At 61.2% G+C, this 12,320-nt stretch carries 18 protein-coding genes and 1 tRNA gene; 14 read left to right on the top strand and 5 right to left on the bottom strand.

Annotation, left to right across the window (positions count from 1 at the left end):
* Positions 1-963 precede the first annotated feature (963 nt).
* Positions 964-1,371: a nuclear transport factor 2 family protein gene (locus tag M1247_RS29715; protein ID WP_317159992.1), complete on the top strand. Its 408-nt coding sequence runs from the start codon at positions 964-966 to the stop codon at positions 1,369-1,371.
* A gap of 106 nt (positions 1,372-1,477) precedes the next feature.
* Here M1247_RS29715 and M1247_RS29710 read toward each other — a convergent pair.
* Together M1247_RS29710 and M1247_RS29705 are read right to left on the bottom strand one after the other, a co-directional pair.
* Positions 1,478-1,551: transfer RNA gene (locus M1247_RS29710), tRNA-Leu, on the bottom strand.
* Between the two features lie 8 nt (positions 1,552-1,559).
* Positions 1,560-2,324: a tyrosine-type recombinase/integrase gene (locus M1247_RS29705; RefSeq protein ID WP_317160008.1), complete on the bottom strand. Its 765-nt coding sequence runs from the start codon at positions 2,322-2,324 to the stop codon at positions 1,560-1,562.
* A gap of 720 nt (positions 2,325-3,044) precedes the next feature.
* Here M1247_RS29705 and M1247_RS29695 point away from each other — a divergent pair.
* The 12 genes from M1247_RS29695 to M1247_RS29640 all read left to right on the top strand — a co-directional run bounded on the left by M1247_RS29695 (position 3,045) and on the right by M1247_RS29640 (position 10,229).
* The gene (locus tag M1247_RS29695) at positions 3,045-3,251 is read left to right on the top strand and encodes a helix-turn-helix domain-containing protein (RefSeq protein WP_317159991.1); all 207 of its coding nucleotides are present in this window, start codon (positions 3,045-3,047) and stop codon (positions 3,249-3,251) included.
* The gene (locus M1247_RS29690; protein WP_317159990.1) at positions 3,248-4,102 is read left to right on the top strand and encodes a ParB N-terminal domain-containing protein; all 855 of its coding nucleotides are present in this window, start codon (positions 3,248-3,250) and stop codon (positions 4,100-4,102) included. The genes M1247_RS29695 and M1247_RS29690 overlap by 4 nt, the downstream gene beginning before the upstream one ends.
* Positions 4,099-4,899 carry a hypothetical protein gene (locus M1247_RS29685; protein ID WP_317159989.1) on the top strand — a complete coding sequence of 267 codons (801 nt, stop codon included), beginning with the start codon at positions 4,099-4,101 and terminating at the stop codon, positions 4,897-4,899. The genes M1247_RS29690 and M1247_RS29685 overlap by 4 nt, the downstream gene beginning before the upstream one ends.
* Positions 4,900-5,334: 435 nt before the next feature.
* Complete coding sequence (locus tag M1247_RS29680) at positions 5,335-6,177, top strand: helix-turn-helix domain-containing protein (RefSeq protein WP_317159988.1); 843 nt, start codon at positions 5,335-5,337, stop codon at positions 6,175-6,177.
* Between the two features lie 687 nt (positions 6,178-6,864).
* Positions 6,865-7,218: a hypothetical protein gene (locus M1247_RS29675; protein WP_317159987.1), complete on the top strand. Its 354-nt coding sequence runs from the start codon at positions 6,865-6,867 to the stop codon at positions 7,216-7,218.
* The gene (locus M1247_RS29670; protein WP_317159986.1) at positions 7,215-7,394 is read left to right on the top strand and encodes a hypothetical protein; all 180 of its coding nucleotides are present in this window, start codon (positions 7,215-7,217) and stop codon (positions 7,392-7,394) included. Before M1247_RS29675 ends, M1247_RS29670 begins: the two co-directional genes overlap by 4 nt.
* A gap of 226 nt (positions 7,395-7,620) precedes the next feature.
* The gene (locus M1247_RS29665; RefSeq protein ID WP_317159985.1) at positions 7,621-7,827 is read left to right on the top strand and encodes a hypothetical protein; all 207 of its coding nucleotides are present in this window, start codon (positions 7,621-7,623) and stop codon (positions 7,825-7,827) included.
* A 315-nt stretch (positions 7,828-8,142) separates the two neighbouring features.
* On the top strand, positions 8,143-8,490 hold the full coding sequence (locus tag M1247_RS29660; RefSeq protein ID WP_317159984.1) for a hypothetical protein: 348 nt from the start codon (positions 8,143-8,145) through the stop codon (positions 8,488-8,490).
* A complete protein-coding gene (locus tag M1247_RS29655; RefSeq protein WP_317159983.1) occupies positions 8,487-8,762 on the top strand; it encodes a hypothetical protein in 276 nt (91 codons plus the stop codon). Before M1247_RS29660 ends, M1247_RS29655 begins: the two co-directional genes overlap by 4 nt.
* Positions 8,763-8,776: 14 nt before the next feature.
* A complete protein-coding gene (locus M1247_RS29650; RefSeq protein ID WP_317159982.1) occupies positions 8,777-9,052 on the top strand; it encodes a hypothetical protein in 276 nt (91 codons plus the stop codon).
* A gap of 27 nt (positions 9,053-9,079) precedes the next feature.
* Entirely contained in the window at positions 9,080-9,358 is a 279-nt protein-coding gene (locus M1247_RS29645) for a hypothetical protein (protein WP_317159981.1), read from the top strand.
* Positions 9,359-9,392: 34 nt separating this feature from the next.
* Positions 9,393-10,229 carry a hypothetical protein gene (locus M1247_RS29640; protein WP_317159980.1) on the top strand — a complete coding sequence of 279 codons (837 nt, stop codon included), beginning with the start codon at positions 9,393-9,395 and terminating at the stop codon, positions 10,227-10,229.
* Positions 10,230-10,316: 87 nt separating this feature from the next.
* Here M1247_RS29640 and M1247_RS29635 read toward each other — a convergent pair whose 3' ends face one another.
* From M1247_RS29635 to M1247_RS29625, 3 genes are read right to left on the bottom strand one after another with little or no spacing between them, the layout of a single operon-like run.
* The gene (locus M1247_RS29635) at positions 10,317-10,499 is read right to left on the bottom strand and encodes a hypothetical protein (protein ID WP_317159979.1); all 183 of its coding nucleotides are present in this window, start codon (positions 10,497-10,499) and stop codon (positions 10,317-10,319) included.
* Between the two features lie 11 nt (positions 10,500-10,510).
* Complete coding sequence (locus tag M1247_RS29630; protein ID WP_317159978.1) at positions 10,511-10,711, bottom strand: hypothetical protein; 201 nt, start codon at positions 10,709-10,711, stop codon at positions 10,511-10,513.
* A complete protein-coding gene (locus tag M1247_RS29625) occupies positions 10,708-10,974 on the bottom strand; it encodes a hypothetical protein (protein WP_317159977.1) in 267 nt (88 codons plus the stop codon). Before M1247_RS29625 ends, M1247_RS29630 begins: the two co-directional genes overlap by 4 nt.
* A 589-nt stretch (positions 10,975-11,563) precedes the next feature.
* Between M1247_RS29625 and M1247_RS29620 the strand changes: the two genes are divergently transcribed.
* The gene (locus tag M1247_RS29620) at positions 11,564-12,262 is read left to right on the top strand and encodes an ABC transporter ATP-binding protein (RefSeq protein ID WP_317160007.1); all 699 of its coding nucleotides are present in this window, start codon (positions 11,564-11,566) and stop codon (positions 12,260-12,262) included.
* The last annotated feature ends 58 nt before the right edge of the window (positions 12,263-12,320 follow it).

The following is a 12,320-nucleotide window of genomic DNA, read 5'->3' as shown; positions in this document are numbered from 1 at the left end:
TCTGGACCAAGACTGCCGACCAAATCTTCACCAGCATCGGCAACTACTGCATCAGAATTAATGACTCAGGACACTAGCCCGTGCAGGCCGTCTCTGGCGTGCACTGCGGTCGGCGTCCCACCGTGCCGGTAGAAGATTCCGCCGTGGGTGGGGTTGTTGGTCGCAAAACCGAGAGGGCAGCCGTGTCGCGTGTGCGAGTGGGATAGCGGCGGCTCGAACGGAATATTAGCAAACGCACTATCCGGCGACACTGACCGAGATACGATTTGCCGCATGAATAAATTGACAATGCTGATAATTATGTTTGTAGTGGGCATTGTCCTCATTCCAGCAGCAGGCGCTGCTCGTGGCGATGTAGAGACTGGGCAATCCCTGGGTCCAGATATAGCGATAGAGCAAACCTCATTCTGCGACTCTAATTACTCGGGAGCCTGCGTTCCGGTCGCCAGTGATGTCGACTGTGAAGGCGGTAGCGGTAACGGTCCGGAATACGTTTCGGGTCCAGTAACTGTGGTGGGAGACGATGTCTACGGTCTGGATAGAAACGGTGATGGAGTCGGGTGCGAATCTTGACGGCTGCAATCCAGTGCCAAGGACAGTGCCCGGCGGTAGCAGCATCGACCAATAGCGAGGGACGGCCGTGGTCACCAAAAAGGAAGACCCCTACTACTCGAACACCAAAGGGGCGACAAAGAAGGGCCTGGCGCCCAAGCCTCGCCCGTACAAACCGCCGAAGACGCCGAAGTAGCCAGGGACCGTGCACTAGCCGTCCTGCCGTCGCGTGAAGGCCGGCGCCGCCAGCGAGCCTTTGGTTTGGTGCCAAATATCTTCGCTACCAACACCGATACCGGTGCCCCCAGTCGGACTCGAACCGACACTGTGCGGATATCACGCATCTCAGACCCCCGATACCATTAACTGATTCGGGCGATCGCCGCCCCGAAGCTGGCATGCTTTCCTCACATGACGACGAACGACCCGATGGCGGCGGTGCTTCGATACGTCGATGCCTTCAACAATGGTGACCGGAAGGCGATGACCGCGGCATGTGCTGATCCAATGCAGATACTTGATGGAATGTCGCCGCACGTTTGGCAGGGACCGACAGCCAGCGACGACTGGTATAGCGACGTGCTGGCCGAAGGCGAGCACCTTGGCGCATCTGACTACAGCATCACGCTTGGCGAGCCGCGCCATGTCGATGTCACTGGCGACTACGCCTATGTCGTCGTTCCCGCCACGATGACGTTCGACCTTCGGGGCACGCAGGTCACGCAGACCGGCTCGGTCTTTACGCTCGCGCTTCGCAAGATCAGCGGAGAGTGGAACTTAACGGCCTGGGCTTGGGCTAAGGGCAAGGTAGCCAGTTAACACACCCCCGCAGTGCTTTCGCGCCACCGCGTCCATTTCATGTCCTTTTTCGGCCTCCCCGCGAACCCACGACGCCCCAATAACGCCTCTAGCAGGCGTCATGCCGTGCCCCCAGTCGGACTCGAACCGACACTGTGCGGATTTTAAGTCCGCTGCCTCTGCCAATTGGGCTATGGGGGCGTTGCAGCTCAGAGGATGTTTTTGTCCGATCCGGTGCCGGAATCGGGCTCTGAATACCGCAATGTGACCGCAGTGGCATCGATCGCCTTACCCAACTGGTCAGCAACCTTGCCCAGGTCCTCATCCATCAGGTGACCATATCGGTCCAACGTCATGGACGCTGTGGCGTGTCCCAGGAGCCGCTGCAGCACCTTGACGTTGGCGCCCGCGCTGATCGCCAGCGATGCTGTGGTGTGTCTCAGTCCGTGCGGGGTCAGGCCGGTGATGTCGGCCGACTTGCAGGCGTTGTCGAACGCCCACCTGTACTCCCCGAGGGGTAGGTGTCCACCCTTGTGCGACGGGAACACCAGCTCGTCAGGATCGTCGGGCAGCTCGTCCTTGAGCCGCTTCCACACGGGGGCGGGTACCGGCACCTGCCGCACTCGTTTCGTCTTGGTGGTGGTTTCCACGACCCCCTGGCCTGTCACGGCGGTGGCCGATGCCCTGATGGTCAGCTCCCGGTCCCCCACGTGCCTACGTCGCAACGCTGCCGCCTCTCCAAACCGGAGGCCGCAGTAGCCCAGCACCAGCGTCAGCGTCTCGAATCGCCCCGATGCGTTGGCGAGCCGCAGCAGCTCGGAGTGGCCGAGGTATCGGCGCTCCGCCTCGACCGGTTCGGGCAGGTCTTCGGATCGATTCACCTCTAGCGCAACGTTTTTCGCAATCTTTCCGGTACGTTGCGCGTAGCGCAGGACTGCGCCGACCAACTGATGAGTCTGTGTGATTCTGCTCACACCTAGGGGGGTCCCCGACTGTGAGCCGTCAACTGATAAGGTGCCGAGCCACTGCGAGTAACTGGCGTAGTCAATCTTTCTTATGGGGATATCCCCCCACTTGGGCAGCACAAGGTTGTCCAAGATAGATCGATATCCCGCCAGAGTCTTAGGCTTTCGGTGCGCCTTAGTGATAAACCAAGCCTCTGCGATATCCCTGAACAACTCCGACGCCTTATTCGGGTTGATGTACTCACCGCGGTGCACGTCAGCTTTTATCCCGTTGAGGAACGTTTGAGCATCCGGCTTGCGCTGGAACGATTTTGAGTGTTCAGAGCCCGATTCGTCCACCCACCTGACCCGCCAGCGGGACACCCTGCCCTTGAGTGGTGAGTCGGTAGTGATCATCTTCCCGTCTGGACCCTTGACTCTCTTCCTCCAGCGATCGTCTAAGCCCTCGCGTGGGTTGCGGATAGTCATAGCCGGAGACTACCGCAGTAGTCCGCACCGCCGATAAGAGCGAGCATAAGTAGACCTTGAGAAGATATTTGCCAGTAAGCCTGTCGATAGGACTCCGCAACGTTAGCGTGTTGACACGCTAACGTGGTCCCACCTGGCCGTTTAGATGAATGAACACACACCTCCACACACCGCGTTCAACGTTTGCTCACTGCTACGGTTGGTCTCTACAGCGATGCCGACCGGTACCGCAGGACACCAAAACACACGGGGAGCGACCAAATGACCGAGACCGCCCAAAAGCGACTGCTAACCATGGCCGAGGTTGCGGCCGAATACCCATGGAGTGAAGCCACGTTGCGCTACTGGCATCACCAGGGCACTGGGCCGAAATCTGCGCGTATCGGCCGGCGCAGATTTTACAGACGTCAAGATCTTGAGACCTACGTCAATGGCTTCTTCGAGGGCGATCAAACGGGGCCACGATGAGCGCCATCGATTGGGCCAACTTGCCCGTGCACCCGGCAGCCGAGATATTCCCGATGATGTCCGACGCCGAGATTGACGAGCTGGCTCAGGACATCAAGGCGAACGGGTTACAGGTGCCGATCGTGGTGGCCTACACCGACGAGTCCTGTACATCAACGGTGGTGATCGACGGCCGAAATCGTCTCAAGGCGTGCCAGTTGGCGGGTGTTTCGCCGGTGACGGAGTTGTTCTCACCGGCGTTCAAGGACGATCTTGTTCCGCTGATCTTGTCGTTGAACGTGCATCGCCGTCACCTGACCAGCGAGCAGAAACGAACCATCCTCGCGGCATCCATCAAGGCCGAGCCTGAGCTGTCGGACCGTCAGCATGCCAAGCGCGCCAAGGCATCCGACAAGACCGCTGGCGCGGTTCGACGTGAACTGGAATCAACTGCGGAAATTCCGCAGTTGGATAAGCGGGTAGGTGGAGATGGTCGGACACGCAGTAAGGCATCCCTCGCGGAGCGCATCGCCTCCGGTGAACTGACACCCCAGCCCCGCAACACCGCCGCCGACAAGGCGCGGCGAGCAGCTGAGCTGGAGCGGGGCAAAGCGGAGAACGAACCGCTCCCCGAGGGTCATCCGCCGACCAAGCGACACCCACGGTCCAAGACGCAAGTGCGCGCACTCGACGCTTCGCGGACGTCGTTGGTCGGCATGGCCGCAGGCCTGTCGGCCGCGTTCGCCGGGGAGTTCGACAAGACATGCACCCCGGAGCTTGCAGCAGCGGCGGCCACCGAGATGCGCACCTGCCTTGAGGTGATCGGAGACGTGGTCGGCCGGCTGGAGGAGTACGGGCGGCAAGCCCGGTGATCCGGGCCGAGGAACCGGAGCGGGTCGACCCCTGGATCGAACTGGGCAGGCGGGTCGACCAGCTGCCCGCCCGACTTGCCCGTGGCGAGCTTGAGAGGGAATTCGGGCGCAGGAGGGCCACAGCCTTCCCCGGCCACCGAGGCCCTACTGCGCCCCGGGTATGGGACGACCACCGCGAAGAGGCCACCCCGGGGGAAGTCGTCGGCATGTTCATGACGGCCGCCCACGGTGTCTTCGTCACCACGCAAATGCGCCGTCCCGTCGGGTTCGCACTGACGTGTTTTTGCGGGTCCCCGATCATCCACCCTTCCCGTGGTGTCCCGTGCGAATTCACAGCGCCGTTCGCGGAGTGTGAATGCAATGGCTGCCTGCTCAATGCAGAGCCGGCCACCAAGGTCAAGGTCTACTGCTCCAATAAGTGCAAGCAACGTATTCGCCGAGCACGGGACCGCGCCAATCGTCGGGCCGCAGGCGGAGTGACCCGGGTAGTGGATGAACTGGCCGACCCCATCGCGGAGATGCTTATCCACGATCAGGAAGGAACAATCGGGCGGCACCGGTCATTGATGCGTCATATTGACGATGAGGATGACTACGGCGACACGTTCGAGTACATTCCCCCACTCGGTGACAATAAGGGTCCGCGCAAGATTTGCAGCAAGTGCGAGCGGTCAAAGGGACTGCAGTACTTCTCACCCAAGGCTGACGCCAAGGACGGTTTACATCCGTGGTGCAAACAGTGCCGTAACGCTGTGTCAAGAAAACCACAGAATGGCAGGAAACCGCAGGTCGGTTAGTAGTCCCGAATCCCGGTATTAGTAGAGGATCTATTCCTCGTGTTTTTTTATCGATAGTACGTCGCCGACACATTGGAGGTTTAACCATGCGCTGCTCAAAGCCGGATCTGCACCCGGAAATTCCAAGTGCAAAATATTGCCCTGAGTGCCGTAGGGAACGGCAGGCCCGCTGGCGTCAGCGCTCCCGCGAAGGCCGCGCATTACTCGATGCCATCGGTACCGATGCCGTCGATGAGTAGGGGAATGGGAATATGAAAGTCGATCTCGGCCGTGGTGCACCCACCTATATTGCACTCCGGCGCGACAACGGCGTGACCTTGCACCAGGGTGCCAGTCGCGTCCATCTTGCTGCAGACGAACTAGCAGGGGTGCTAGACGCTATCCATGAAATGACTAGTCAAGGCAGCCGCGTAGCGGCAGGGAAGACGATAAAGAGTGACCACAAGTAGAGGCTACAAATTCACATACCTAAAGAGCCTGCACGGCCTCAAGTTCCCGTCGGACACCTATTACCGGGTATTGGTAACGCTGCTCGACTACGCGAACCCCGACGGCACGTCGGCATATCCCGGCAATGGGCTGCTCGCCAAGGATTGCTGCTGCAGCGTGGACACCGTTAAGCGGGTGTTGTCATGGGCTAGGGCGCGCCACATCATCGTCCTGGTCAAGCGTGGCAGGCGCAATGCCGGCGCGTCTGTATGGCGCTTTCCAGAGTCTGCTCAAGGTGGCATGGCTGCACCCATGAAAGAAGTTCTCAAGGGTGCAGATGACACCGTTTTACCAGGTTCTCAACAGTGCACAACTGTGCACCCCCACCATATCAATACCAGTTCTGATGGCTTAACAAGCCAATCGAGTGACAGTGATGTGGGTGGTACCAATGGACAGCCTACTGATAAGTCCGGGGGCGCTGGCGCGCCCCGGGAGGTGGTCGGGTTAAAAGATGGCTTTCCAGAAAAGAGAAGTATCGAGATACATCACTTCGATACTGATGACTGCTGGACAGGTTCGCCTATTGGTAGTGGCGATGAGGTTGATGTACTTCCTGGTGGGCAGATGGAAGGCAACCCGAACAATTCCGCCGAGCATATAGAACCTACGCATTGCGATGCCATGTTCGGAGCGGCACCTTGCAAGCAGTGCGGTGAGACCATTGATTTGTATGAGCACCACTTTTACACGCGGCTACGCCGCGATGTGTGGGATTGCTGGCACGCGGAGTGTAATGCCCGCGACGCTTGGGGAGGCGGCCAGTTTGAATTCGTCCCCGACCAGTAGCGGCATCGTGGTCGGCATCTTGCTGGACGGCAATGGCTGGACAGCACTTCTTAGGCCGAAACTTTAATAGGGCGCTTATATCAGCGCGAATATTCAACATAGAGGAATCAATGACACCGCTAGGAATACTTGTGTCCACCCGCGACGGCTTGGAGACTGTGCCGCTTACCGCTGACGCGAATGGCTGGACGGCCAATCATGATGGCCATCTTGTTCACGTATCGATCACCCGTAGTGGCCCGACCGCGGTCACACCGTCGCACTGCCGATGGGAGGCCAAGTGAACCTTGACATAGTCGAAATTCCCGCGAACGTAGGCCCACCCTACGAACTCTCGGTAAACGACAATGGGACGCTTCTGCGGATTGCACGTCAGCGTGCCGATGGTGGCGAGGTTCGCGGCGGCGTGTTCTTCGACACCGAGTCCGGGAAGCGCATTTGCGACTCGATCATGGACGCGATTGAACGTCTGGAGGGCCGCACGTAAAAGACTTCGTCGCGATCAACGGGTTATACGGATGATCCGCTCCGCCGGCGAAAAAACACCGCATCGACGCGGTGACGGTGCGCAGTTAGTTGATCGGGGCTGCCACCAAAACGGACCCCGGCGTTGAGCGCGCGTGTCGATCCCCTTCGCACCTGCGCTCCGCCGGGGTCCTCCCTATTCACCAGAGGACAGGATTCACGATGACAATCATTACAGCTGGGGACCGCCCGATCTCCATAGAACGAACTCGCCGCGGCGGCTTCCGGGTATCTCGCAGCGTCGGCGGCAACGGGACCAGCCTGTTGGTATTCGACGGGCCAGACGTCGAACCCGTCGCCAAGGCGGTACTTGGCCTGGTTGAGGCTGGCGCTACCTCGACGGCATGTGCGGCCACCTCGGTGCCGCTGGTGAGCGGCCCGCCGCTGCTCATCAGGCGTATGCGCGACGGCACGCTGCAACTGTCCCGTGAACTGTCGGGCGGGCGCGCATGGATGTCGCTGACTGATGCGGTCGCCGTTGATGTGGCCCTGGCGCTGCTGGCCGAGGTCGCATGATCGTCATCCACGATGAACGCGGCGATGTCCACGTGGGTCGACAGCAGGGCGGTGCCCGCCTGATCGAGATCCGCAGGGTTCTCGGCAACGGGAAAGTGCTGCGCCTAATCCTCAATGAAGCCCTCGCGATCGCCGTCTCGAATGCCCTGGTCGATATCACCGAGGCAGACGAGTGAGCCGCCGCGCCCGCAATGCCAGCAGGTGCCTCATCTGCAAAACAAGATCAACTCACAGGCCGAGTCGGGTATGCGCGATCTGTGCCACTGGCCCGCAAGTAGAGCGTCACTCATCGGGAGACCTGCTCGTGCTTGGCCATCGCATGACGGAGACCGAGGCCTTGGCGATGGTCGACAGGGTCTCGGACCTGATCGAGTTGGGCCACATATTCCACGAGGTCGACTCGTGATCACCATTAGCTCGGCCGGCGACACCATCACCATCGAACCCATCGACGAGTGCGTGATCATTCGCAGAGCAATGGCCGGCCCCGATGGTCGGCAATGGACGTGGCGCCTTGACGGTGCCACTAGCCGTTTGGTTAGCGACGCTCTCGCAGATTGCTGCGAGCTGCTCGAAGGCCAGAGCAACGATCACACCAGCGAGCTGTAAACGTCGCTCAGCGTGGCGCACAGGGCCGCGTGGACCGCACCTGAGTCGGGTCGGTCGAACGGTTGTGCGACAAAACAGGCACAGCAAACACGAAAATCGGCATACATGCAGGTCAGAGGCCCGGGCACCCGCCCCTGGCTACCGTCCAGCGGCCCGCGGGCCACATAGTCGGACAGCCACAGCCTGCTAGCACAGGAATCTCAACCTGAACCCCCAGACAGTGCTCCGCCGCTGGTCGGAAGGGGTGAGGTTCGTCTTGAACCTTACCGATCAGGTACCTATTCGTACCTTACAACTATTGCTTGGAGTGTAACTATGCCACGTAAACGTACCGCAGCACAGAAGCTGCGCGAACAACTCGATGCCGCGTTGGTGCGGGTGTCCGAGGAACGTCACGGCGACCCGGACCGCCTCGATTGGGACGAGCGGGAGCTACAGCATCTTGCCGCCGCGGAGGCTGCTGCCGATCTGGCTGAGCGGCTGACCGAACGTCTAGTCGACCCCGATGTCAGTACGTCGCTGTTGATCAAGTTGGCGGCTGAGCGCCGTATCCAGTTGAAGTCCATCGCCGACCATATCGGCGCCCTGACTGTGTGGGCCACGATCCCGAAGTCCGAGCGGCACGTGAAGGCGGGCCAGTACCGCATGAGGAGTGGGAAATGACTTTCGAGAAGTCAGGGTCGGCGCACCGGCCGAAGCGTGACCCGCGCTATGTGCCTGGTGCGCCGGAATTCGACGGCCTGCTGTGGCTGGAGTCCCAGGGGATGCTCGACAACGAGAGTGACTTCCGGCGCAAGCACTGGAGTACCGGAACGTTCATCCCGTGTGAAGGCGACCCCGAATGTCAGTGCTGGGTCGCTCCCGCTCATTGCCACCGCTGCCACCGACCCGTCAGCGGGCCGGGCGAACTGTGCCCATCATTCAACAACTGCTGAGGAGAACCACCAACATGACCGAACTTCATATCGACGATCCCCGGACCGGCGCGTGGTCGTCGCTGCCGTGGCCAGCCGATCCCAATGAGAAGCACCACCTGATCGCCAATTCACTCGGCCCGTTGTTGATCAGGTGGGCTGAGGGCAATCTTTCCGATGAGGAATCTGCACACGGTCTGATCAATCCGGTGACCGGCGAATCCTGGAAGTTCACCGACGACCAGAAGCGTGCACTGATTCTGGCCCTGGCCTACAGCCCAGAAGATGGCAAGCCCCTATTCGGGCTGTAAATCACTTCCAACGCAAGGAGAACCAACATGACCGACTATCAACCCCCCGAGCTTGCCGTGGATCGCATCGCACGTATCTGGGCTGCCGCTTTCCCGCCGCCCGAGGTTGAGGAACCCTCCGAGGAAGCCGAACCGGAACCGCTCGGCAAGGGCAATGTCGTCCCAAGCGCCGGTAATTCACCCGGCGAGCTCACCGCGGATCAGAAGAAATCGTTGCTCCGCTCGAACAAGTCAAACAATGAGCTGCTGGCGGAGCTGCTCGACAATCAGAACACGTCGTACCTCTGGTACGGACCCCAGCGCTAACCCATCGACCCAACTTATCTAGGAGAACCAACTTATGACCATTCAGCTCAAATCCGTTGACTCGCCCGGCTTTCAGCGTCAGCCCGTCCGCACCCAGATCCTCGCGAAAGCGGGGTTCGCGGCGCCCGATGAGCACGCGGAGCTGGCTAGCCGGTTGGCGGCGTTCAAGAATCTTGACAAGCCCGTGTCGGCCCGCCTGGTCGACGCCCTGATCGCCGGGGATGACGATGATGCCCTGGCGTCCCTGCGTGCCCAGGCGATCGCGGAGCATGGAAGCGTCGAACGTCTGAACGGGTTCGTCGAGAAGGCGGTTGCGCACCGGCTGGCTAGCATCGTCCGGGCGGATGCTGCCGCCACTTATGAGGCTGTGCAGGAGAGGTTCAATACCGCAGCAGCCGCGCTGACGGTCGCGGCAGGTCTGGTCGATCCGACGACCTCGGCGCATGACATCCTCGCCCTGAACGACTTGAAAGTCCAAAAGGCTTGGCAGGCAGCCGCAACCCATTCGGCAGAGTTGGACGCCCTGCTGGTGCCGTTGGTCGGCGCAGCCATGAACGCTGGCGTCGCGCATCCCGCGGCCAGCGATTCCGTGGCCGGGTCACGGAGTCCGAAGTCGAAATCTCTGGCGTTCGGGTTGACGGTCGACGCGTCAGGATGTGAGGACTACCGGGCGCCGTGGAATGCATGGGATTCCGACAACAATGCGTGGGCGGCGCTGCTGGCGGCTGGCGCGACCATTCACGCCAAGGATCTCGATGCATACGAGCCGGCGCGGATTCCGTCACGCTTGGTCGATGTGAAGACGTTGCGGGCCGATGGCACCTACGTCTATATCACGACCGATCCCGACCTTGAGGCCGTGGAGGGCTAGAAACCGCCCCCTGAGCAGCCCACAGAGCGACGAACGCCCCCTACCCAGAATAGTTGGGTAGGGGGCGGTTTCGTGTCTCAGGGTGCGCTAGTTCCGGTACTCCGACCCGTCGTTGTAATACGTCTTCCCCGTGCGGGGACTGGTCCACATGCACGGCTGACCATCGGGGTTGCCGTCTTCGTACTGGCAGGCTGGCAGCGGGTCGGCTCTAACCTCATCGCCGAAGTACAGCCCGAAGATCACGAACCCGGCGGCAACAATCAACGCCATCGCCGCCGCCCTCATCGCGCCGCTACCTCGTCAGCTTTGGCGTAGAACTGGATTCGCTGCACCCATGCCAGCGAGGCTTCGATCTGGTCGGCCAACTGTGCGGTTCGAGTCGCCCGCGCGCCCGACAGTTCTGCCCGCGCCGAATGCGCCGACCCACGAGCTTTCAGCAGTGCAGTTTCGCAATCTTTGAGGTAGGGCGTCGTCGTGCTCATCGTTCGGCCGCCCACAGGCGCGCTAGCCGGGCCACCCGCTCAGCACCGACACGGCGAACCGATTCGGCATGCGCGGCGATGACCCGGGCGTGCCGCTCGGTGATGTAGTTCGCGCCGAGGACGACGTTGACCCGCCGGCCTTGCCGGATACGCAGGACAGGACCGAACACATGGGTAACAGTCCAGGCCCCGGGGGTGTCGACACCGGTACGTGGCGCGTCAGGGCGCCTGCGGATCTTGTCGCCTGCCCGGAAAGTGGTCATTGGTTTCTCCTTAGCGATTTCCGGCAAACGTGATACGTCTGCTCTGCGGTCAAAATACCGCAGTATCGACCGCAGCGATACCGCAATCAACCAACGGCCTCAGTCAGTAGCAGTCGCAGTATCCGCAGTTCAACGGGCATATACGTACCGCAGCAAACTACTGCCAGATGTTGCACACCATTGATTGTGCGGATTTTAAGTCCGCTGCCTCTGCCAATTGGGCTATGGGGGCTTCGCCTGCATCGCCTGCGATCGATAGCACCGTACCTGGACGAGACGCGGCAGCGTGCGCGGCCACTCCCCTGAATTGCGTGATGGTGGCAGTCCAGGGGCAGACAAGGCGCGGATTCTGTCAAACCAACGGTGACAGTCGACAACGGGCAAGTCCGATGGAACCCGGTCACGCGTGGTCCCCGCCGACCGTTGCCATCTGACACCGCCGCGAACGTGAGGTTGTGTGCGAGTCGAGGCCAGAATCTCGCAAACAACCTCACGTTGGGCGAGGGCGTGCGGAGTAAGCTCCGGATAGCCGGTCTCGCGGGAGGCCATCATCAGAAGACTGGACAGCGCCGATACGTCGAAGCACCAACTGACCATCGAACTCCGCAATGTAGTGCGCGAGTACAGGGTTGGTCGGCAGACCGTGCGCGCACTCGACGAAATCAGCCTGGAACTCACCGGCGGGCAGTTTGTGTCGGTGGTCGGACCGTCGGGAGCGGGTAAGAGCACGCTGCTGCATCTGCTGGGTGCGTTGGACTCCCCCGACTCGGGGTCGATCACGTTCGACGACGAGGAGATCGGCAGCCTGCGCGACGAGCAGCAGTCCGAGTTCCGCCACCATCGGGTCGGGTTTGTCTTCCAGTTCTTCAACCTGCTGCCGACGCTGTCGGCGTGGGAGAACGTGGCGGTCCCGAAGCTGCTCGACGGCATCCGCCTGGGCAAGGTCAAACCGGACGCGGTGAACCTGCTGGACCGGGTCGGCCTCGGGAATCGGACCCAGCACCGGCCGGCGGAGCTGTCCGGTGGCGAGATGCAGCGGGTCGCGGTGGCCCGGGCCATGATGATGGACCCACCGCTGATCCTCGCCGATGAACCCACCGGCAACCTGGATTCCACCACGGGCACCGCGATCCTGACGCTCCTTGCCGAGGTCGCACACGAGGAAGCCGGCGGCCGGCTGGTCGTGATGGTGACCCACAACGCCGAGGCCGCCGCGGCGACCGATCGGGTGATCACCTTGCAGGACGGCCGGCTGGGCTCCGACGAGATGTCAGTGGCACCAGGGTGAGACAGGCGATCGCCGCGGCAACGAGCAGGCTACGGGTGTTCAGCCTGCGTGAGCTTAT

This window comes from Mycobacterium appelbergii, assembly GCF_032883035.1.
Classification (GTDB): domain Bacteria; phylum Actinomycetota; class Actinomycetes; order Mycobacteriales; family Mycobacteriaceae; genus Mycobacterium; species Mycobacterium appelbergii.
The sequence above is the reverse complement of the archived record's forward strand: the minus strand, read 5'-3'. Positions and strand labels throughout refer to the sequence as shown.